The sequence below is a fragment of the Nocardioides sp. NPDC000445 genome, assembly GCF_040300245.1.
Taxonomy (GTDB): Bacteria; Actinomycetota; Actinomycetes; order Propionibacteriales; family Nocardioidaceae; genus Nocardioides.
The window spans coordinates 59,621-80,083 of the sequence record NZ_JBEPDH010000028.1; the positions used below are offsets into that span (position 1 = coordinate 59,621).

22 protein-coding genes are annotated in these 20,463 nt (G+C 68.9%); 5 read left to right on the forward strand and 17 right to left on the reverse strand.

All coding sequences use genetic code 11. The features are described 5' to 3' along the window. Window positions 1-27: 27 nt before the first annotated feature. The 5 genes from ABT304_RS28080 to dut are packed head-to-tail and all read right to left on the reverse strand — an operon-like array spanning window position 28 to window position 3,369. Window positions 28-1,074 (reverse strand): hypothetical protein, encoded by a 1,047-nt coding sequence (locus tag ABT304_RS28080; protein ID WP_350720336.1) that lies wholly within the window; start codon window positions 1,072-1,074, stop codon window positions 28-30. Beyond that, entirely contained in the window at window positions 1,071-1,811 is a 741-nt protein-coding gene (locus ABT304_RS28085; protein ID WP_350720338.1) for a DUF3159 domain-containing protein, read from the reverse strand. Before ABT304_RS28085 ends, ABT304_RS28080 begins: the two co-directional genes overlap by 4 nt. 11 nt (window positions 1,812-1,822) lie before the next feature. Then, window positions 1,823-2,194 (reverse strand): OB-fold nucleic acid binding domain-containing protein, encoded by a 372-nt coding sequence (locus ABT304_RS28090; RefSeq protein ID WP_160023048.1) that lies wholly within the window; start codon window positions 2,192-2,194, stop codon window positions 1,823-1,825. Window positions 2,195-2,201: 7 nt separating this feature from the next. Continuing rightward, window positions 2,202-2,864, reverse strand: a complete 663-nt coding sequence (locus ABT304_RS28095; protein ID WP_350720340.1) for a DUF3710 domain-containing protein — start codon at window positions 2,862-2,864, stop codon at window positions 2,202-2,204. A 52-nt stretch (window positions 2,865-2,916) separates the two neighbouring features. Further along, entirely contained in the window at window positions 2,917-3,369 is a 453-nt protein-coding gene (gene dut / locus ABT304_RS28100) for a dUTP diphosphatase (RefSeq protein WP_350720342.1), read from the reverse strand. A gap of 73 nt (window positions 3,370-3,442) precedes the next feature. On the opposite strand from dut, the gene ABT304_RS28105 reads away from it, so the two are divergent. Next, entirely contained in the window at window positions 3,443-3,901 is a 459-nt protein-coding gene (locus tag ABT304_RS28105; RefSeq protein WP_350720344.1) for a DUF3093 domain-containing protein, read from the forward strand. 35 nt (window positions 3,902-3,936) lie between these two features. Next, the gene (locus ABT304_RS28110; protein WP_160023040.1) at window positions 3,937-4,251 is read left to right on the forward strand and encodes a DUF4235 domain-containing protein; all 315 of its coding nucleotides are present in this window, start codon (window positions 3,937-3,939) and stop codon (window positions 4,249-4,251) included. A 70-nt stretch (window positions 4,252-4,321) separates the two neighbouring features. Here the strand turns inward: ABT304_RS28110 and ABT304_RS28115 are convergent, their stop codons facing one another. From ABT304_RS28115 to pafA, 12 genes are all read right to left on the reverse strand, one after another. Then, entirely contained in the window at window positions 4,322-4,612 is a 291-nt protein-coding gene (locus ABT304_RS28115; RefSeq protein ID WP_040755057.1) for a DUF4193 domain-containing protein, read from the reverse strand. 265 nt (window positions 4,613-4,877) lie between these two features. Further along, complete coding sequence (locus ABT304_RS28120; RefSeq protein ID WP_350720346.1) at window positions 4,878-5,753, reverse strand: inositol monophosphatase family protein; 876 nt, start codon at window positions 5,751-5,753, stop codon at window positions 4,878-4,880. A 33-nt stretch (window positions 5,754-5,786) separates the two neighbouring features. Next, window positions 5,787-6,893 (reverse strand): ferrochelatase, encoded by a 1,107-nt coding sequence (locus tag ABT304_RS28125; RefSeq protein WP_350720348.1) that lies wholly within the window; start codon window positions 6,891-6,893, stop codon window positions 5,787-5,789. Window positions 6,894-7,118: 225 nt separating this feature from the next. Then, window positions 7,119-7,568, reverse strand: a complete 450-nt coding sequence (locus ABT304_RS28130; protein WP_350720350.1) for a PH domain-containing protein — start codon at window positions 7,566-7,568, stop codon at window positions 7,119-7,121. Window positions 7,569-7,625: 57 nt separating this feature from the next. Continuing rightward, complete coding sequence (locus ABT304_RS28135) at window positions 7,626-10,406, reverse strand: DEAD/DEAH box helicase (RefSeq protein ID WP_350720352.1); 2,781 nt, start codon at window positions 10,404-10,406, stop codon at window positions 7,626-7,628. A 30-nt stretch (window positions 10,407-10,436) separates the two neighbouring features. Beyond that, window positions 10,437-11,336 (reverse strand): diacylglycerol/lipid kinase family protein, encoded by a 900-nt coding sequence (locus ABT304_RS28140; protein WP_350720354.1) that lies wholly within the window; start codon window positions 11,334-11,336, stop codon window positions 10,437-10,439. A 17-nt stretch (window positions 11,337-11,353) separates the two neighbouring features. Next, entirely contained in the window at window positions 11,354-12,205 is an 852-nt protein-coding gene (tatC, locus tag ABT304_RS28145) for a twin-arginine translocase subunit TatC (protein WP_160023031.1), read from the reverse strand. Window positions 12,206-12,216: 11 nt separating this feature from the next. Next, entirely contained in the window at window positions 12,217-12,510 is a 294-nt protein-coding gene (gene tatA / locus ABT304_RS28150; protein WP_141804833.1) for a twin-arginine translocase TatA/TatE family subunit, read from the reverse strand. Window positions 12,511-12,549: 39 nt separating this feature from the next. After that, window positions 12,550-13,557, reverse strand: a complete 1,008-nt coding sequence (locus ABT304_RS28155) for a helix-turn-helix transcriptional regulator (RefSeq protein ID WP_350720356.1) — start codon at window positions 13,555-13,557, stop codon at window positions 12,550-12,552. After that, the gene (locus ABT304_RS28160; RefSeq protein ID WP_350720358.1) at window positions 13,554-14,537 is read right to left on the reverse strand and encodes a helix-turn-helix transcriptional regulator; all 984 of its coding nucleotides are present in this window, start codon (window positions 14,535-14,537) and stop codon (window positions 13,554-13,556) included. The genes ABT304_RS28155 and ABT304_RS28160 overlap by 4 nt, the downstream gene beginning before the upstream one ends. 24 nt (window positions 14,538-14,561) lie before the next feature. Beyond that, window positions 14,562-15,542, reverse strand: coding sequence for an FKBP-type peptidyl-prolyl cis-trans isomerase (locus ABT304_RS28165; RefSeq protein ID WP_350720360.1), 981 nt, complete (start codon window positions 15,540-15,542; stop codon window positions 14,562-14,564). A gap of 112 nt (window positions 15,543-15,654) precedes the next feature. Next, window positions 15,655-17,016 (reverse strand): Pup--protein ligase, encoded by a 1,362-nt coding sequence (gene pafA, locus ABT304_RS28170; RefSeq protein ID WP_141804837.1) that lies wholly within the window; start codon window positions 17,014-17,016, stop codon window positions 15,655-15,657. A 168-nt stretch (window positions 17,017-17,184) separates the two neighbouring features. Between pafA and ABT304_RS28175 the strand changes: the two genes are divergently transcribed. The 3 genes from ABT304_RS28175 to ABT304_RS28185 all read left to right on the forward strand — a co-directional run bounded on the left by ABT304_RS28175 (window position 17,185) and on the right by ABT304_RS28185 (window position 20,326). Then, the gene (locus ABT304_RS28175) at window positions 17,185-18,696 is read left to right on the forward strand and encodes a SulP family inorganic anion transporter (RefSeq protein WP_350720362.1); all 1,512 of its coding nucleotides are present in this window, start codon (window positions 17,185-17,187) and stop codon (window positions 18,694-18,696) included. Between the two features lie 112 nt (window positions 18,697-18,808). Beyond that, window positions 18,809-19,249 (forward strand): VOC family protein, encoded by a 441-nt coding sequence (locus ABT304_RS28180; RefSeq protein ID WP_350720364.1) that lies wholly within the window; start codon window positions 18,809-18,811, stop codon window positions 19,247-19,249. Between the two features lie 207 nt (window positions 19,250-19,456). Further along, window positions 19,457-20,326 (forward strand): DMT family transporter, encoded by an 870-nt coding sequence (locus tag ABT304_RS28185; RefSeq protein ID WP_350720366.1) that lies wholly within the window; start codon window positions 19,457-19,459, stop codon window positions 20,324-20,326. Window positions 20,327-20,463 lie beyond the last annotated feature (137 nt).

A 20,463-nucleotide genomic window follows, 5' to 3' on the forward strand; every position in this document is an offset into this window, starting at 1 on the left:
CGCAGCACCGTATCCCGGACCGCGCGCTCAGAGCTCGTTGGCCGCGCCCTCGACGAGGAAGGTCGGATACTGACCCTGGTCCTCGTCGTCGGTCGGAATCACCGGGCTCACCGGCTTGCACGTGAGGGTCCGCACCTCGCAGGTGACGACCTGCTGGGCGCGCAGCACGTTGAGGGCGTTCGGGTCGATGCGCTGCGCGACGCCGAAGAACGTGTCCTCGTCACTCCACCCGGCCAGCGTGAAATGTCCCCAGGGCGCGTCGATCGGCCGTTGGTCCCCGGTGGCTTTGTCGTACGCGACGGCCTGGGTGGGCCACTCGCTGGTGTCGAAGATCGTGCTGCGGTCCGGCGAGAGCAGCCCCACCCCGGACAGCCACGTGTCGGCTACCTCCCGGCGCCGGCCCTCGCCTTCGAGATAGACGTGGAAGCCATCCGGGAAGAGGGTCTCGGCAAAACCTTCGTAGACCTCCCCGTCTGGGCCGTCGGTCGCCTGCGTCGTGGAGCCGTCCTCGAGATCGATGGTGGTTCCGTCGAAGAAGAGGCGCTCGTCGCTCACCCCGATCAGCAGGGGCATGATCTCGCCGTAGAGATCTGCCAGATCGGCGCCGCCGTCGGGCTCCTGGTCGGGAGTTCGGTAGAGCTGCTCACCGGTGCGGGTGTCGAACACCGCCACCTGGAGCACATGGGTGCCGAACTCGTCGGTCGGGCCGCGCGATTGGTCTACGGTCGCGAAGACCGAGCGATCCGCCGACACCGCCAGGTTGCCCCAACCGACCTTCTCGACCTTCTCGGTCTCGCCCTCAGCGCTGGTGAACCATAGCGTCTGGCCACGCATCCAATAGGCGCCGGTCGCGCCCAGCACGAACTGGTCCACGCGATCACCGAGCTCGACGCTCCGCTCCCCCACGTGCAGCGTGCCGTCGGCGTACCAGGCCGGAGCGGTGGCATCCCACTCGGTCGGCCCAACGGGCAGCGAGAAGGGCTCCGTGCCGCCGCCGCTCACGGTCGGGCTCCCGCATCCTGCCAGCGAGAGCGAGGCGAGAGCGCCGGCGATGACGGCCCCGCGCAGGTTCATCGAGCCTGCTGGACCGGCGTGTGGTTGCGGGCGAGAAGCCAGATCATGGTGCCGTAGCAGGCGATCCGCAGCGCCCAGCCGAGGCCGGTGCGGAGGATGCCGAGGGCGAGGATCGCCCAGTCGCGGTCGATCGCACCGCTCCAGGCCAGGAACCAGATCGGGCCCTGGATGGCCGCACCGATCGCTCCGGGAGCCAGGAACAGCCAGGTCAGCCGCGTGCACAGCTTCACGATCTGCTTGTCCTGGTGCCACTCGAGCGGATCGCCGCTGGCGACGCCGATGAAGAAGCCGAAGATCGGCCAGCCGATCAGGCACAGGCCGCCGACCACGACGGTGTAGCCCAGGCTGATCAGGATGCCGGGCAGGAAGTAGGCCAGCGCCTGCTCCTCCGCCGAGCCGCCCATGGACTGGGCCAGCCGCACCACCGCGAAGCCGATGAGGATGCCGAAGATGGCATTGCCCACGTACTGCAGGCTGGAGCGCTGGACGAGCCGGACCAGCAGGAAGACCGCCGCGGTCGCCGCCGAGGCGATCAGCGCGACCTTGAGGTCCTTGAACACCAGCCAGGCGATGGTGAAGACCAGGCCGGGGACGCCGGCCTCGAGCATCCCGCGCACACCGCCCAGCCCGGCGGACATCTGACGGCGTACGACCGCCTCGACGGTGTCGACGGTCGGATGGTTGTGGTCGTGCTCGTGGCCCTGGCCGTCGGCAGGGGTCTCAGAGGTGGGGCTCACGTGTGGTTGGCTCACTCGTTGGGGTCCGGTATCAGCTCGTAGCGGGGGTTGAACATGATGCGCTGGCCATCGGTACGGCCGATGCGGCCCTGCACCTGCAGGGACCGGCCCGGGCTGATCCCGGCGATACGCCGGCGTCCCAGCCAGATGATCGTCAGGGTGCCGGAGCCGTCGAACAGCTCGGCCTCCAGGGCGGGGACACCGCCGCGGGGCCGCAGTGTGATCGTACGCAACGTCCCCCGCAGACGCACCGGCTCACGGTCGGGCGCGTCGGCGATCGAGGCGACATCCTTGGCGACGTAGGCCGCCCGGATCTCGCTCGCGTCGATCGAGGCGGTGTTCGCCCACTCGCTGAGCTTCGCGCGCAGCCGACCCTTGGACACTACTCGCTCACTTCTCCACGCGACGCGCGTTGGGCGGCAGCTTCACCTCGAGCGCCTCACCCTTGGGCTTGGCCCCCTCACCACGGCGCACGACGACCCGCTCGAGGAGCTTCTCCCACTCCTTACCGGCGGTCGGCTCCATCGCGGGACGGCCCATCATCGTGGCGCGGAGCATCCAGCGCGGGCCGTTGACGCCGATGATGCGAGTCTGCTGGACGGCGGGCTGACCGTCGGGCAGCTTGACCTTCATCTGGGTGATCAGCTCGGTGCCCCACGGGCCCTGCAGGTCGGCGGTCGCACCGCCGCGCTGCTGGACGTCCTCACGCAGCATCGGCAGCGACTCGGTCCACAGGTCGCCGTTGCGGGGCGCGGCGAAGACACGCAGCTCCATGGCGCCGTCCTCCGCGGTCAGCATCACGGCCGCGATCTGCCCGGACTTCTCGTCCACCTGCAGGCGCAGCTCCTTGCCCGGCGCGGGGGCGAGCATCATCGAGCCGAGGTCCACCCAGTCGCCGGTGATCAGCCCGTCGGGGACGGAGTCGATGTCGAACGGCCCGATCTCGGGAGCCGCCGGCACCGGCCGCTCGGGGGCCATCGGCCCGTCCTCGACCGGTGCAGATGGCTCTCCCCGGTGGGAGGGCGTGGACTTGCGACGGAACTTCACGACCATCTGCTTTCAGGTTGCGGTGATTCTCTGAGGAGACTTATCTAACACTGATCCCTCAGCGGTTGGAGAAGCCCCCGGTAGAACCGTATCCCCCATCTCCACGAACGGACTCGGGCAATTCGGAGACCTCGACGAACCGAGCCTGCTCGACGCGCTGGATCACCAGCTGGGCGATCCGGTCGCCTCGACGCAGCTCGATCGCCTCGACAGGGTCCAGGTTGACCAGCGCCACCTTCACCTCGCCGCGGTAGCCGGCGTCGACGGTGCCGGGCGCGTTGACGATGGACAGCCCGTGCTTGGCGGCCAGCCCGGAGCGCGGGTGCACCAGGCCGACGTACCCCTCCGGCAGCGCCATCGCGATCCCGGTCGGCACCAGAGCGCGCTCGCCCGGCTTCAGGCTCACGTCGACGGTCGTCCGCAGGTCGGCTCCGGCATCGCCCGGGTGGGAGTACGCAGGTGGCGGCAGCTCCGCGTCGAGACGGACCAGGGCTACTTCGAGATCAGACACAACCCGCACCTTAGATGCTCTACGGCTCACCCGATTCGTGACTCCCTTGACCGACGTGAAAAACTCACGATTCGTGAGCACCCCGGCGTACGACGAGCGACTGACCGTGCCGCTGCGGTGGTGGGTCCAGGGCGTCATGTTCCTGGCGACCCTGTGGATCGCGGTCATCCTGTGGGTTCCGGCCGCGCTGGCCTGGGGCATCACCGCGGCGATCGTCGGCCTGTTCGCGCTGGCCATGATCGTCTACGGCAACGCCAGGATCACGATCGCCGACGGTGTCCTGCGTGCCGGGCCCGCCCGGATCGAGGCGCGCTTCCTCGGCGAGGCAGTCGCTCTCGACGAGACCGAGGCGCATCACCTGGCGGGGCGTGACGCCGACGCCAGGGCGTACCTGCTCCTTCGTCCCTACCTCAAGCGCGCGGTCCGGGTCACCATCGACGACCCGGCCGACCCGACGCCCTACTGGCTGCTCTTCACCCGTCACCCGGTGGCGCTCGCGAAGACGGTCAACGCACTCCGAGCGAGTCTCTGAGCGGCAACCTCCCGGCCATGGCCTAGGCTCGAGGTATGTCCAAGTCCACCAAGGCTGACAAAGCCGACAAGGCTGACAAGGTCTGGGCGATCATGGCCCTCGTCAGCGGAATCGGGGCCGCCAAGGTCACCAACAAGGTCCTCTCCACCGGCTGGAAGGCGTCCACCGGACGCAAGCCACCGGCGAACCCCGCCGACCCCGACGTACGCCTCGTGGAGGCCGTGCTCTGGTCGGCTGCGACCGGCGCCACCGTTGCGCTCGCGCGGATGTTCGCCCAGCGGCGCGCGGCCAACTACTACGTGAAGTCGGTCGGTCGGTTGCCGAAGCAGCTGGAGAAGGACGAGAAGTAGACGAGAAGGCCGCACGGAATCCGTGCGGCCTTCGCTTTACAGCCCGGCTTGCGCCGGGCTTTCGCCTGAGTTACGCGCAGTCGAAGCAGATCATCTTCTTCTCGTCAGCCAGCTGGCTGCGGTGGTGGACCAGGAAGCAGCTCATACAGGTGAACTCGTCCTCCTGCTTCGGCTTGACCTCGACCGCGAGCTCCTCGTGGCTGAGGTCGGCTCCCGGGAGCTCGAACGACTCGGCCGCCTCGGCCTCGTCCTCGTCAACCTTGCCCGAGTTCTTGTCGTGACGACGAGCCTTGAGCTCTTCGATGCTCTCCTCGGACTGGTCCTCTTCATTTTTACGCGGTGCGTCGTAGTCCGTCGCCATTTGCGCCACTCCCCTTCTCACTCATCTTCAGTCCCCCCGCGCGCCCCCGAGGGCAGCGGCACGGCCCGTGATTGTGCACTATCAACGCGGATTTCGCACACTCAACCGGATCCGCGTCGCCGAAACGTTCTGTCATCTGGCGGTATTCCCTATCACGGGTATAGATGAGCATCGAGTTTCGGGTGGGTGAACGCGGCTGTACCGACGGGGCTCCGGGACCTTCCCGGCCCCCGGCCGGTCATAGATCTACATCAACCAGCGGCTTTCAGTCGGGTACGACACCCGGGAGCGAGTCAACTGGCAGAAAACCGGCCTGAACTGCCGCTTTCCGTAGTTCATCGTAGCCGTGGGCTGGTGCCACGATGACGAACCGTCGACCGCCGATGCCGGTGGTCGCCTCCCAGCGAGCACCGGCCGCTTCCGCGACCAGGCCGGCCGCGGCGTGATCCCACAGGTGCAGCCCCTCCTCGAGGTAGCCGTCGAGCGTTCCCTCGGCCACCCCGCAGATGTCCAGTGCCGCTGATCCGATGCGACGAACGTCACGTACGACCGGCAGCAGCCGCACCAGTGCTTCGGCCTGGACCCGGCGGAGCTCGGCGTCGTAGGAGAACCCGGTGGCGATCAGCCTCTGCCCGAGCTCGGCGGGCTGACGTACGCGGATGGGCTCGCCGTCCTTGACCGCGGCGACCGATCCGTCGGGCTGCCGGAAGGCGGCGTAGAGGGTGCCGCGGGGCACGTCCACGACCGCGCCGGCGACGACCTCGCCGGCGTACTCGGCCGCGATCGAGACCGCGTAGCTCGGCAGCCCGTAGAGGAAGTTGACGGTGCCGTCGATCGGGTCGACGATCCAGCGTACGCCGCTGGTGCCCATGGTCTCCTCGCCCTCCTCACCGAAGAAGGCGTCCTCCGGACGCTCCTGGGAGATCAGCCGCCGGATCAGCGCCTCGGTGTCCCGGTCGGCCTCGGTGACCACGTCGGTCGCGGTCGACTTGGTGGCCGCCACCTCGACCACGCCGGCGGCCCGCTGGCGAACGAGATCGGCGGCCGCGCGGGCGGTCGCCACCGCGAGCGCGAGCAGGTCTCCGGCCTTGGGAATCGGGCGCTGCGGTGCGGGCTGAGCCGACGCTGGATGCTCTGTCATGGGGCCGACCCTATGCCGCGGCTGATCGGCCGATCACGCGGAGTACTGGGGTGAGTCCTCTCCGGACAGGGTCGGCAGCTGCGAGCGCTGGTTGAAGCAGCAGCCTGCGGGGCAGCGGTCGGGCCCGGGGCCCAGGTCGCCCACGGTAGGCCGCTCAGGGGCCTCCCCGCGCTCCGCAGCGGCACGCTCGAGCAGCAGCTCGCGTACGGCGGCCACGAAGCGCGGGTCCTCCCCCGCGGTCGGGCTGCGGCGGGCGTGGATCCCGAGCTTGTCGGCGGTGGCCATGGCCTCGGTGTCGAGGTCGTAGACGACCTCCATGTGGTCGGAGACGAAGCCGACCGGGCACATCACGACGGCCCTCGTGTCCTCCTCGGCCAGCTCCTCGAGGCGGTCGTTCACGTCCGGCTCGAGCCACGGGATGTGCGGAGCGCCGGAGCGGCTGCAGTAGACGAGGTCCCACTCGTGGCTGACTCCGCGCCGCTGCGCGACCTGCTCGGCGATCACCTCGGCGACATCGAGATGCTGGGCGACGTACGCGTTGCCGTCGGGGCCGGCGTTGTCGTTCATCGAGGTCGGGATCGAGTGGGTCACGAAAAGGATCCGCGCGCCGTCACGCTCGTTCTCGGGCAGGTCCTCGATCGAGGCGAGCACGCCGTCGACGACCGGGGCCACGAAGCCCGGGTGGTTGTAGTAGCGCCGAAGCTTGTCGAGCACCGGCGCGCTCTCGACGTCGCCGCTCTTGTCGCACGCCTCGAAGAGGTTCTCGCGGTACTGCCGGCACGAGGAGTAGGACGAGTAGGCGCTGGTCGCGAAGACCGCTGCCCGCTTGATCCCGTCCGCCCGCATCTGCGCGACCGTGTCGCTCAGGTAGGGATCCCAGTTGCGGTTGCCCCAGTAGACCGGCAGGTCGATCCCGTTCTCCGCCAGGTCGCTGCGTAGCGCTGCCAGGAACGCCCGGTTCTGGTCGTTGATCGGCGACTTCCCGCCGCGATCGAAGTAGTGCTGCCCCACCTCGGCCAGCCGCTCCCGCGGGATCCCCCGCCCCCGGGTCACGTTCTCCAGGAACGGCACCACGTCCTCGGTCTTCTCCGGCCCCCCGAAAGAGACGAACAGCAGGGCATCGTAGGGAGAGACATCCACCCGGCCATCGTATTTCCTAATCCCAACGAGCCGAAATCATGCCTCGATCGATGGTGAGAACGCGGCCAGTTCGACGAGGCATTCGGCTCGGCTCGGACAGAGGATCCGACCTTGTGAACCTGTTCACGAAGCTGGATCCTCTGTCGTAGCGGCCGATCGTCACCGGCACAGAGGCCATCTCGCTCCGGGCGCGCCAGCGGCGCCGGTCAAGCTGACGATCGAGACTCAGTCGGTCCGGCTGGCGTACCACAGACGGGTGGCCAGCTCCTTGTTGTGCTCCCGGACCTGGTGGTTCAGACGGGGGTACCACCTCGTGGTCGTGAGCCGGAGCGTGGCGCGACCGTCGGTGTCACGGCAGCGCACCCACTGCCAGGCCCAGGTCGGCTCGACGACGGCGAGGTCTGACCAGGGGACCACCCTCGAACCGAGCGGTCCCCACAGCGCCAGCCCATCGTCACTGACCTCGAGCCGGGTACGGAGTAGCAGGATCCAGGTCCCGAATGCCGCACCCGCCACGATGTTGATCCCCATGATCGGCCCCAGAGGCACCGGAAGTGCACCGCGGAAGTCGAGGAACATCACCGCCCAGATCAGGACTCCCCATAGAAGCCCGGCGCCCATGAAGATGGTCCAGGACCGACCGAGGAAGACGATCACCTTCTCCTGCTTCTGCACGGTCGGACCCTAGCGATCCCCCGGGGTCATGTCCGCCAAATGGAAAGAACCAAAGCCCTACTCGACCACCGATGAATATGCGACGACACCGCGCTTGAGCAGGTCCATGGTCTGCCGGGCCGTACGACGAAGCGGGACGTCGCCGGCGGCGTCGGCGACCTGGCCGCAGAGGTCGATGAGCTGCTTGACCCAGCGGACGAAGTCGCCGGCGGCGAGCTCGACCTCGCTGAGGACGTCGTCGAGCTCGTCACCCTCGGTCCAGCGGTAGGCGGCCCAGGCGAAGCCGAGGTCGGGCTGGCGGAGGAAGTCGAGCTTGTGGTCGCGCTCGAGGGCGTCGAGCTGACCCCACAGCCGCACGGTCTCGGCGATGACGTCCTTGACCCGGCCGCCGGGGAGGCGGGGCGGGGTGGCGTCGTCGGCTCGGCGGGCCTCGTAGACCAGCACCGAGAGGGCGGCGGCGAGCTCGGAGGGGGTCAGGTCGTCCCACAGCCCCTCGCGCAGCGCCTCGGCGGCGACCAGGTCCATCTCGGAGTAGAGCCGCATCAGGTGGGTGCCGCGCTCGGTGACCGTCTCGCCCTCGAGGTAGTCGAGAGCGACCAGCACCTCGCAGACCCGGTCGAAGGTGCGCGCGACGGTGTTCGTACGCGCCTCCACCCGGCGGCGCAGCGTGTCGGTGTCGCGCGAGAGCTTGAACCAGCGCTCGGCCCAGCGGGCGTGGTCCTCGCGGTCGGGACAGTCGTGGCAGGGATGCATCTTCAGTTCGCGCCGCAGCTCGGAGATCTGGGTCTCCACCGAGCTCTTGCGCTCCTTGCGAGCGGTCGGTGAACCCTCGTAGGGCACCGGGCGCAGGTCGCGGGTCTTCTCCCGCAGCCGAGAGGCCATGTCGCGGCGCATCTGCGGGTTGCGGCCGTTGAACGACTTCGGCACCCGCAGCCGGGTCTGGGCGACGATCGGCACGTTGAAGTCCATCATCGCCAGGCGCCGAGCCTGCCGGTCCTGGGTGATCACGTAGGGACGCGGGCCGTCGGGGTCGAAGCCCGGGTCGACGATGACCGCGTAGCCGGCGAACTTGCCGGTCGGCACGTCGATCACGTCGCCGATCTTCAACTTCGAGAGCGACTCGATGATCTCGTCGCGGCGGTCGGCACGCCGCTCGCGGGAGGAGGACTTCTCGACGTCGGAGATCTTGCGGCGGATCGCGGCGTACTCCATGAAGTCGCCGCGGTCGCAGGTCGCAGCCTCCTGGTAGCCCTCGAGCGCGTCCTCCGCCTTGCGCACCTGCCGGGCCAGCCCGACGACCGCCTTGTCGGCCTGGAACTGGGCGAACGACTGCTCCAGCAGCTCGCGCGAGCGCGCCCGACCGAACTGGTGCACGAGGTTGACCGCCATGTTGTACGACGGCTTGAAGCTCGACCGCAGCGGATAGGTGCGCGTCGAGGCGAGACCGGCGAGCTCACGCGGGTTGAGCCCCTGCTGCCAGAGCACGACGCCATGGCCCTCGACGTCGAGGCCGCGACGGCCGGCGCGGCCGACGAGCTGGGTGTACTCCCCCGGCGAGAGGTTGACGTGGGCCTCGCCGTTCCACTTCGAGAGCTTCTCGATGACCACCGTGCGGGCGGGCATGTTGATGCCCAGCGCGAGCGTCTCGGTCGCGAAGACGGCCTTCACCAGGCCGCGCAGGAACAGCTCCTCGACGACCTGCTTGAACGCCGGCAGCAGCCCGGCGTGGTGGGCGGCGACGCCACGGGAGAGCCCGTCGATCCAGTCGTGGTAGCCCAGGACGTGGCGGTCCTCGTCGGGCAGGTCGGCGCAGGCCTCCTCGACGTAGGCGAAGATCTCGTCGCGCTCGTCGGGCGTGGTCAGCCGCAGGTTGGCCTGGATGCACTGGCCGACCGCGGCGTCGCAGCCGACCCGGGAGAAGACGAAGTTGATCGCGGGGAGCAGGTTGTCGCGCTGCAGGGCGGTGATGACCTCCACGCGCGACGGGATCCAGACCCGCCGCCCGTTGCCCACGCGCCGGTTGCCGTTGCCCTTGCGCTTGTCCTTGGGCGTACGCCGGTCGGTCATCCGTCCGGCCGCCCAGTCGTCGCGCGCCAGCCTCATCAGCTCGCCGTTGACCGGGGCGCCCTCCTTGACGAACCCGGCGGCCGCGTCGACGTCGGAGGAGGCGAACAGGTCCATGATCCGCCGGCCCGCCATCACGTGCTGGTAGAGCGGCACCGGCCGCTTCTCCTCGATGATCGTGGTGGTCTCACCACGCACCGTGGTGAGCCATTCGCCGAACTCCTCGGCGTTGGAGACGGTCGCGCTCAGCGAGACGACGGAGACCGACTCGGGCAGGTGGATGATGACCTCCTCCCAGACCGCGCCGCGGGAGCGGTCGGCCAGGTAGTGGACCTCGTCCATGACCACGAACCCGAGACCCATCAGGGTGTGCGAGCCCGCGTAGAGCATGTTGCGCAGCACCTCGGTGGTCATCACCACGATCGGCGCCTCGCCGTTGACGACGTTGTCGCCGGTCAGCAGGCCGACCTGGTCGGGACCGTAGCGCTTGACCAGGTCGTTGTACTTCTGGTTGGAGAGCGCCTTGATCGGGGTCGTGTAGAACGCCTTGCGGCCGGTCGCGAGAGCCAGGTGGATGGCGAACTCACCGACGATCGTCTTGCCCGACCCGGTCGGCGCGGCGACCAGGACGCCCTTGCCTTCCTCGATCTGCTTGCACGCCTCGACCTGGAAGTGGTCGAGCCCGAAGTCGTAGAGCGAGGCAAAGTCCCGGAAGACGGGGTAGTCCTTGTCACGCTTGAAAGCGGCGTACTTCTCCGCTGGCGAGGCGTCCATGGTGCCGAGCCTATCGACCGACACCGACAGTCAGTCGCGCGGCGGCACCAGTACGCCGAGAGCGGTAGGGACGCACTCGACGTCGAGCGGCAGCGGCCCGAGGCGCTCCCCGTCGCTGTAGGCGATCACGCCGGGCGCGGAGGCCTTGATCCGGCGCGCACGGATGCGCTCGAAGGCCGGATGCGTGAGGTGCTTGGCCTGGCGTACGCCTGGGAAGACGCGCAGGAACTCCAGCCGTGAGACCGGCTTGATGAGGATGGCGTCCAGCAGGCCGTCAGCGGGGTCGCAGTCAGCAGCGATTCGCAGACCTCCCCCGTAGGACTCGGTGTTGGCGATCGCCAGCAGCATCGCCTCCTGCTCGCGGACCGTGGTCGCGCCGGTCGCGTCCTCGATCTCGAGCCGGTAGGGCACCGGCTTCCAGCTGCGGATCACCGACAGCGCGGCAAGCGTGTAGCGGAGGTCGCCGTGGGGCCACCTCATCGCATTGGCCCGCTCGTTGACCGCCGCGTCGAACCCGGCGGCCAGGACGGTGGCGAACCAGGTCTCGCCACTTCGGCCCAGGTCGATGCGGCGGGAGTGGTTGCGTACGACCACGTCGGCGGCCGCCAGCGGGTCTCCGGCCGGGATCCCGAGCGCACGCGCGAAGTCGTTGCCGGTCCCGAGCGGGACGACGCCGAGGCTGACCTCGGTCTCGGCCAGCGCCTGGACCGCGACGTGGACCATGCCGTCGCCGCCTAGGGTCACGACCGTGTCGACCCCATCAGCAGCCGCCTTCCGAGCCAGCTCGAGAGCGTGCTCGGCGTCGTCGCCGATCAGGTGCTCGACGACTGCCCCCGAGGCGGCCAGCCTCGCGGTGACCGCATCGACGATCTGGTCGGCGTGGCCACGGCCGGCGGTGGGGTTGGCGAGCAGGGCGATCTGACGCGTCACCCGGTGAAGACTAGTGGTCAGATCACCGACGGGACGTCAGGATCCCCGATCATGTCCTTGCGCTTGCTGGCCTTGCGCTTGTCGTGCGCCCGGGCGATGACCTCGGAGATCCCGAAGAGGACGACCATCGGGCCGGCCATGATCGTCATCGTGAACGGGTCACCCGACGGGGTCGCGACGGCGGCGAAGACGAAGGAGCCGACGATGATCCAGGCGCGGTACTTGCCCAGGGCGGCACCGGGCAGAACGCCGATCCGGTTGAGCAGGATCACGAAGACCGGGATCTCGAAGGCGATGCCGAAGACCAGCAGCGTACGGCTCAGGAAGCTGAGGTACTCGCTGAACTCGACGATGTTCGTCAGGCCGTCGGGGACGAAGGCGAACAGGATCTCCAGGCCCTTGGGCAGGGTGAGGTAGCCGAGCAGGACACCGAGGAGGAAGAGCGGGCCGGCGACGGCCACGAAGATCCTCGACATCTTCTTCTCATGCGGGTGCAGGCCGGGCATCAGGAACGCCCAGATCTGGTAGAGCCAGATCGGCGCGGTGCCGATGAACGCGGCCAGGCCGCACAGCTTCAGGTAGAGCATGAAGCCGCCCGCGGCGCCGTTGACGGAGCTCAGCGAGGCGGCACCGCCCTCCTGGTCCATCATCTTGACGGCCTGGAGGTAGGGGTCCATGACGAGGTTGAAGAGCTGCTCGAAGAAGAACAGCGCGACGACGAACCCGACGACCAGGGCCAGGGATGCCTTGATCACCCGCGCGCGGAGCTCGCGCAGGTGGTCGGAGAGCGCCATCCGGCCGTCGTCGCCGATGGGGTGCTTGGGGGTGCCGCGGAAGATCGCGACAACACCGGCGATGGTACGAGCCATGAAGAGGTTGCTCAGTTGCCGGAGAGGCGCTCGCGCTCGGCCTTGATCTCGGCCTCACGACGCTCGAGCTCGGCGATCCGCTCCTGCTCGGAGGCGGTGAGCTCGGCCGGCTTCTCGGCCTTGTCACCCTTCTCCTTCTCGTCCTCGTCGCGCAGGCCCTTGGTCTCGGTCTTGAAGATGCGCAGCGCCTGACCGGTGCCGCGGGCGAGCTCAGGAAGCTTGGCAGCGCCGAAGACGAGGATCACGATCGCCAAGATGATGAGCCACTCGGCTCCCTGCGGCATACCGATCAATGGAGTGAACATGAACTACCTCATCTACGTCTTAGGGGGAACGTCAGAAGTCTACGCGTCCGAACGGTACAGGCCGAGAGCCAGCCGTGCAGTCGCCGCAAACGATTCGGTGAACGTTTGCTCGTCGAGAACCTCGGCGAAGGGCGCCAGCCGGAGCAGGAAGCGGGTCAGCCAGCGCTGGTCGTAGACCCGCAGCCCCACCTCGAGCCCGCCGTCGGGCAGCTCGACCGGGTCGATCACCGAATAGTATTCACCGACCCAGCGGGCCTCGGGAGCCAGCCGCACCCGGACGACCGTGCCGTAGTCCGTACGCTCCAGCAGCCCGGCCGCGTCCTCGGCGCTCGCGCCGTCCTCGGGGTCGGTGGCCACCGGGGTGTCGAGCACCTCGGCGCCCCTGATCCGGTCGAGACGGAAGCTGCGCGGCGCCTCGGCGGTGTGGCACCAGGCGTCGAGATACTCGATGTCGCGGATCGAGACCAGCGCGCGCGGATCGATGACCCGTGAGGACTCCTCGTCGCGCGCCGGCACCCAGTAGTCGATGCGTACCTGACGGCCCTGGTCGATCGCGGTCGCGATCGCGGCGTGGATCTGGACGAGCGAGGTGTCGACCAGCTCCTCGCCCGGGTCGACGCTCGCGGCGGCGCCCTCGGCGGCCGCCTGCTCGAGCTTGGCCAGCGTACGGTCGACGACCTCCTTGGTCTCGGCAGCCACCGCGCCGCCCCGTAGCGCACGCAGCGCGACGATCACGGCCGTGGCCTCGATCGGGGTCAGCCGCAGCTGGCGATCGAGGTAGTCGGCGTTGGAGATCCGGATGACCCGGTCGCCGTCGGGCTCGGTCAGCGCGTCGATGTCGACGTCGATCAGGTCGTCGGGGTAGCCACCCGGCAGGCCGCACATGAAGAGCACCTGCAGGTCCTTGACCAGCTGCTTCTCCTCGACACCGAGATCAGCGGCCGCCTTGTCGAGGCGTACGTCGTCCGCTTGGGAGTAGAGGTAGGGCACCAGCGTCAGCAGCCGCCCGACCTGCCCCTTGGCACCCGTCGCACCCGTCGCGCTCATCGTGCGGCTCCGTCCAGGCGCGCCACCAGCTGCTCCAGCCGCGTCCCGACCTCGCGGCGGAGGTCCTCGGGCTCCTCGACGTAGGCGTCGGGGCCATGGCCCAGCACCGCCCCGACCAGGTCTGCGGGCACCCGGGTGAGCACCACGCGGTCCCAGTCGTCGCTGCCGTCGGGCCCGGTCACCCCGGACTCGGTGGAGTCGGCCGCCCTGCGAAGGGTGTAGCCGCTCCCCTGCCGCAGCAGCAGGACCGCCTTCCCGGTCGGCGGTGCCGGCGCCAGGGTCCGTGCGATATCGCGTACGTCGACCTCGGCGGGCACCTCGAAGGCGTCGAACTCGCCGACCGCCCGGGCCTCGCCCAGGACGCGGGAGAGCCGGAAGATGCGGGTGTCGTCGCGGTCGACGTCGTGGCCGACGGCGTACCAACGGCCCGAGTAGCGCACCACGCCCCACGGCTGCAGCCGCCGGTGGGACGGCTCGGCCGCCCGTGACCCGCGGTAGTCGAACTCGACGACCTGCCGGTCCTGGGTGGCGGCCACGAAGACGTCGAAGGAGCCCTCCTCCGCGGCCAGCCGCGGCTGCACGATCTCCAGCGCCGAGACGTCGGTCTCGAGCCCGGCGGCGTTGAGCTTGCGTACGGCCTCCGTGGTCGCCTCCGCCATCGAGGCGTTCTCCCAGACCTTGGTGGCCAGGGCGACCACGGCGAGCTCGTCGGCCTCGAGGGTGATCGGCGGCAGCGCGAACTGCTCGGGGCTGACCCGGTAGCCGATCTCGTCCTCGAAGAAGGAGTCGATCACCCCGGTCTCGATCGGCACACCGAGGCTGCGCAGCTCCTCCTTGTCGCGCTCGAACATCTTCTCGAACGCCTCACCGTGGGACGACGGGTAGAGGACCTCACGGATCCGCTCCTTCGACACGTTGTCACGCTGCACGAGCAGCATGATGAGCAGGTTCATCAACCGCTCGGTCTTACCCGCCGCCACGGTGTTCTCCCCCTAGAGACTCTTCTACTGCGGCGCCGGGGTGTCTTCGGCCTTGACGACGTCGATGACGAAGTAGAGCGTGCTGTTGGCCGGGATCCCCGGCGTGCCGCCCTGGCCCGGCTTCTCCTCTGCACCGTAGCCCAGCTCCGGCGGGATCTGCAGCAGAACACGGCTGCCGACCTTGACGCCCTCCAGGCCGTTGGTCCAGCCCGCGACCACTTGGTTGAGGGCGAACGGCACGGCCTCCTTGCTGAAGCTCTCGTCGAAGGGCTTCTTGGCGCCGTAGGTCATGCCGAGGTAGTTGGCGGTGACCGTCTGGTCGGTGGTGATCTCCTCGCCGTCGCCCTCGGTGACGATGGCCCGCTTGAGCCCGTCGTCGGCCTTCGGCTTGGCGATGCCGGTGAAGTCGAACCCGGTCGGCTTGCCGTTCTTCTCGACGACCTTCGGGAGCTCGGAGGCGTCGACGTCCTTCGGCGTCTTGTCGGCGGCGGGCTTGACCACGTCGACGACGACCAGCAGCGTGTCGTGGTTGCCGATGCCCATCTGCGGGTTGCCGCCTTCGCCGAGCAGGTCGGCCGAGCCGACGATGGCCTCGATCCGATCGCCGACCTTGGCGCCCTTCAGGATGGTGCTCCACGGCTTCTCGGCCGGGAGCTCCTCACCCTCGGGGGCCTGGCTCTCGTAGGCCCACTCCTTGTCCAGGGTGGTGGCGTTGCCGATGTAGATCTTGGCGAAGACGCCACGGCCCTCCGGGATCTCCTCACCCTTGCCCTCGGTCAGCGTCTTGACCTTGGGGTCCTTGGGATAGGCGATCGCGGACTCCCACTTCAGCGTGGGCGCCTTGTCGACCGCGGCCGAGACCGTGACGCCGTCGAAGCCGGAGACGGTCTCGTCGCCGTACCCCGTCTTCTCCTCGCCGCCGCAGGCGACCAGAGCCGGGATGAGCAGGGTGACGGCCAGCGCGCTCAGCGCGTGGCGCAGACGAGGCCGAGGAGCAGTGGGCACAGTGCAAACCTTCGTGACGTGAATGGAGACAGACGACAGCGGAGGACACCATATCCGCCCGGTGGTTACCCCGCAGCGAAGCCACCCCACAGTGTTTCGAGGCGGTTGGTCCTCACATCCCGTCGATGAGCCGCTGGACGCGCTCGTCGTACGCCTTGAGCGGGTCCTTGCACAGCACGGTGCGCTGTGCCTGGTCGTTGAGCTTGAGGTGGACCCAGTCGACGGTGAAGTCGCGGCGGCGCTCCTGCGCCTTCTTGATGAACTCGCCACGGAGCCGGGCGCGGGTGGTCTGCGGCGGCACCGACTTGGCCTCGAAGATCTTCAGGTCGGTGGTCGCCCGCTTGACCGCGCCCTTCTTCTCCAGCAGGTAGTAGAGGCCGCGGTTGCGGTGGATGTCGTGGTAGGCGAGGTCGAGCTGAGCGACCCGCGCGTGGCCCAGCGGAAGGCCGTGCTTGGCGCGGTAGCGGTCGATCAGCTTCCACTTGATCACCCAGTCGATCTCGCGGTCGACCAGGGAGAGGTCGTCGGACTCGATCGCCTTCAGGCCGCGCTCCCACAGGTCGAGGGCGGCGATCATGGTCGGGTCGGTGATCTCGCGGCGGTCGACGAACTCGCGCGCCTTGGAGAGGTATTCGTTCTGGATGTCCAGGGCGCTGGCCTCGCGGCCGTTGGCCAGCCGCACCTTGCGCCGGCCGGTCAGGTCGTGGGCGATCTCGCGGATGGCACGGATCGGGTTCTCCATCGTCATGTCTCGCATGACGACGCCCTCCTCGATCATCCGCAGCACCAGGTGGCAGCTCGCGATCTTGAGCATCGTGGTGGTCTCGGACATGTTCGAGTCACCGACGATGACGTGGAGTCGCCGGTACTTCTCGGCGTCCGCGTGCGGCTCGTCGCGGGTGTTGATGATCGGCCGGGACCGGGTCGTCGCCGACGAGACGCCCTCCCAGATGTGCTCGGCGCGCTGCGAGACCGCGAACCCGGCGCCCCGAGGGGTGTGGGTGACCTTGCCGGCGCCGACGATCAGCTGGCGGGTGACCAGGAACGGGATGAGCACGTCGGCGAGCTTGGAGAACTCCCCGGCGCGGCTGACCATGTAGTTCTCGTGGCAGCCGTAGGAGTTTCCGGCCGAGTCGGTGTTGTTCTTGAACAGGTAGATGTCGCCGGCGATGCCCTCGTCGTGCAGCCGCTGCTCGGCGTCGAGGAGCAGCCCCTCCAGGATCCGCTCCCCCGCCTTGTCGTGGGTGACGACCGAGATCACGTCGTCGCACTCGGGCGTGGCGTACTCGGGGTGGGAGCCGACGTCGAGGTAGAGCCTCGCGCCGTTCCTGAGGAACACGTTCGAGCTGCGGCCCCAGCTCACGACCTTGCGGAAGAGATAGCGGGCCACCTCGTCCGGGCTCAGCCGCCGCTGGCCACGGAACGTGCAGGTCACGCCGTACTCGTTCTCGATGCCGAAGATGCGCCTGTCCATACCTGAAACCCTAGACGGTCGACGGTCACTGCGGAGGCGTTCAGAGGTACGACACGGCGGGGCGCGCCGTCCACCGGCACGGCGACCGCGAGCAGGCGCCGGACGGGTCGAACCTCACACCGCTCACAAAGCCGGCAAGGAGTGCGGCCAGCCCTAGGATTGCGGCTCGTGCTCTCACCGCTGCCTCCGCCCTCCGCCAGCATCGAACCGGGCGTCCTCGCGGCGCTGCGTTCGCCGCGGCTGCTGCGTACGGAGGTACTGGCAGGTCTCGTCGTCGCACTCGCGCTGATCCCCGAGGCGATCTCGTTCTCGATCATCGCCGGGGTCGACCCGCGGGTCGGGCTGTTCGCGTCCTTCACCATGGCCGTCGCGATCTCGTTCCTCGGCGGACGGCCCGCGATGATCTCGGCGGCCACCGGCGCGGTCGCGCTGGTGATCGCCCCGGTGATGCGGGAGCACGGCTACGACTACCTGATCGCGACGGTGCTTCTGGGCGGCCTGATCCAGATCGGGCTGGCGCTGGCCGGGGTGGCCAGGCTGATGCGCTTCCTCCCCCGCTCGGTGATGGTCGGCTTCGTCAACGCGCTCGCGATCCTCGTCCTCGAGGCGCAGATCGTCCACATGGTCGACGTGCCCTGGGCCGTCTACCCGATGATCGCCGTCGGCATCGCCGTCATCGTGGGTTTCCCGCGGATCAACAAGGTCATCCCTGCGCCGCTGGTCGCGATCGTCGCGCTCACCGCCTTCACCGTCATCGGCGCGGTCGACGTGCCGAACGTCGGCGACCAGGGCGAGCTGCCCGACAGCCTGCCGACCTGGTTCCTCCCGGACGTACCTCTCACCCTCGACACGCTGGAGATCATCGCCCCCTACGCCCTGGGCATGGCGCTGGTCGGGCTGCTCGAGTCGCTGCTGACCGCCAAGCTCGTCGACGACATCACCGACACCCACTCCGACAAGACCCGCGAGGCCGGCGCTCAGGGTCTCGCGAACCTGATCACCGGCTTCTTCGGCGGCCTGGGCGGCTGCGCGGTGGTCGGTCAGACGATGATCAACGTGAAGGTCTCCGGCGCCCGTACGCGCCTGTCCACGTTCCTCTCCGGCGTCTTCCTGCTCGTCCTGGTCGTCGGCTTCGGCGACACCGTGGCGCTGATCCCGATGGCCGCCCTGGTCGCGGTGATGATCATGGTCTCGGTCAGCGCCTTCGACTGGCACTCGGTCCGGCCCGCCACCCTGCGGCGGATGCCGCTCTCGGAGACGGTGGTCATGCTCACGACCGTCGCGGTCACCGTCGCGACCCGCAACCTCGCGATCGGCGTCATCGTCGGGGTCCTGGTCGCGATGACCCTCTTCGCGCGCCGGGTCGCCCACCTGACCCGCACGCACCGAGAGCTCGTCGAGGACGCCGACGGGAGCATGACGGCCGTCTACCGGGTCACCGGAGAGCTCTTCTTCGCCTCCAGCAACGACCTCTACACCCAGTTCGAGTACGCCGACGACCCCGACGAGATCGTCATCGACCTCTCCGACTCCCACATCTGGGACGCCTCCACGGTCGCGACGCTCGACGCGATCACCCACAAGTACGCGACCAAGAACAAGTCCGTACGCATCGTCGGCCTCAACGCGTCCAGCGCCGACCGGCACGAGCGGCTGACCGGCCAGCTCAGCGGTCACTGACCTCGGCGCGAAGAAACTCGTGTCGCGGACCATGTAGAGATCGGCGCGCCGGCCTCGTTCTCTCGTCGAAAGCACCCGCCACAACCACGAGCAGAGTACGAGGATGGCAGTCATGACACACCTGTTGAGGTTCGACCACGTCGGCATCACCGTCGCCGATATCGACCTGGTCACGGAGTTCTTCGTCGGCCTGGGCCTGAAGATCGAAGGACGTACGTTCGTCGAGGGCGAGTTCATCGACACCGTCTGCGGGATCCCCGGGGCACGGTGCGAGGTCGTGATGCTCCGCCCGCCGGGTGGCGACACCACCCTCGAGCTCTCCCGGTTCGTACGTCCCGACCACGTGCCCGGCACGCCTGACGCACTGGCCAACACGCTGGGCCTGCGCAACGTCTGCTTCCAGGTCGACGACCTCGACGCGGTTCTCGCGGACCTGGCAGAGAAGGGCTATGGGCTGGTCGGCGGAGTCGGCGTCTACGAGGACATCGTGCGGATGGCGTACGTCCGCGGGCCCGAGGGCATCGTCGTCTCGCTCTCGGACCAGATCGGCTGACACAGGGCCTTACCCGACAGCCGGGTCCGGGCCTCGGGCCTGTGGCAGACTTCGGGCCATGACTTCGAAGCATCTCGGCCTGCTTCCGCCGCCGGTCGCCTGACCGGAGCGGCCCCGCCGATCTGCCGCTGAGAGCGCGGATCGGCTCTCTTGTGGCGTGCTCCAGACGCTGCCCATCCGTCTTGTCGAACCTGGAGCACCTCTTCGATGTCTTCTCTTTCCGCCCGTCTCGGGCTCGTTCAGATCTGCCTCGCCGGAGTCCTGTGGGGCACCGGCGGCCTCGTCCTCCAGATCGTCCGCGCGACCACGCCGATGTCGGTGCTCACCGTGAGCGCATACCGCATGCTGATCGCCGCCGTCGTACTGCTCGCCGTCCTTGCCCTCGTCGGCCGCCTGCGCGACCTTCGCCTCGACCTCCGCACGGTGGTCGTCGGCGTCGCGACCGGCCTCTACCAAGCGCTCTACTTCGCCTCCGTGGTCGCCGTCGGAGTGACCGTGTCCACCGTCGTCAGCCTCGGGATCGCTCCGGCGATTCTGCTCGCCGGCGAGGCCATCGCGTCACGTCAGCGGCCGAGCGGCCGGCAGCTCGTGGTGCTGGCGACCGCACTGACCGGGCTGGTCCTGGCCTCGGCATACGCCGGCAGCGGGGCCGGCGGCGACCGGCCGGTGGCCGGGGTGCTGCTCGCGATCGCGTCCGGATCTGCGTACGCGCTCACCACTGCTGTCGGGCGCCCGCTCGCTCAGCAGCGCAGCCCACTGCTGGTGACGGCCGGCGCCACCGGCGTCGGAGCCCTTGCCCTCACTCCGTTGGCGCTGCTTGGCGGCGGGTCGCTCGTCTCGTCCTCGGCGACCGTATGGGCCTGGCTGGTGTACCTGGGCGTGGCGACGATGGCGCTGGCGTACGGCCTGCTCTATGCCGGGCTGCGCACCACGCGCAGCAGCGCGGCCACCGTGGCCAGCTTGATGGAGCCGGTCGCCGCGTCCGTCGCTGCCGCAGCGGTCCTCGGCGAACGCCTCACCGCGCCAGCGGTCGCCGGGGTCGTGCTGATCCTGGTCGCCGTCGCCGGTCTCGCGTAGATCGGACACAAAGCGAAGCCGGGGAGTCTCAGGCGCACCGGGGGGGGCTGTGTCTCCCCCGCGTCAGGGGGGGGGGGGGGGGCGGGGCGGGGTGGGAAGAGGGGGGGGGGGGGGAAGAGGGGTGGGGCGGGGGTGTA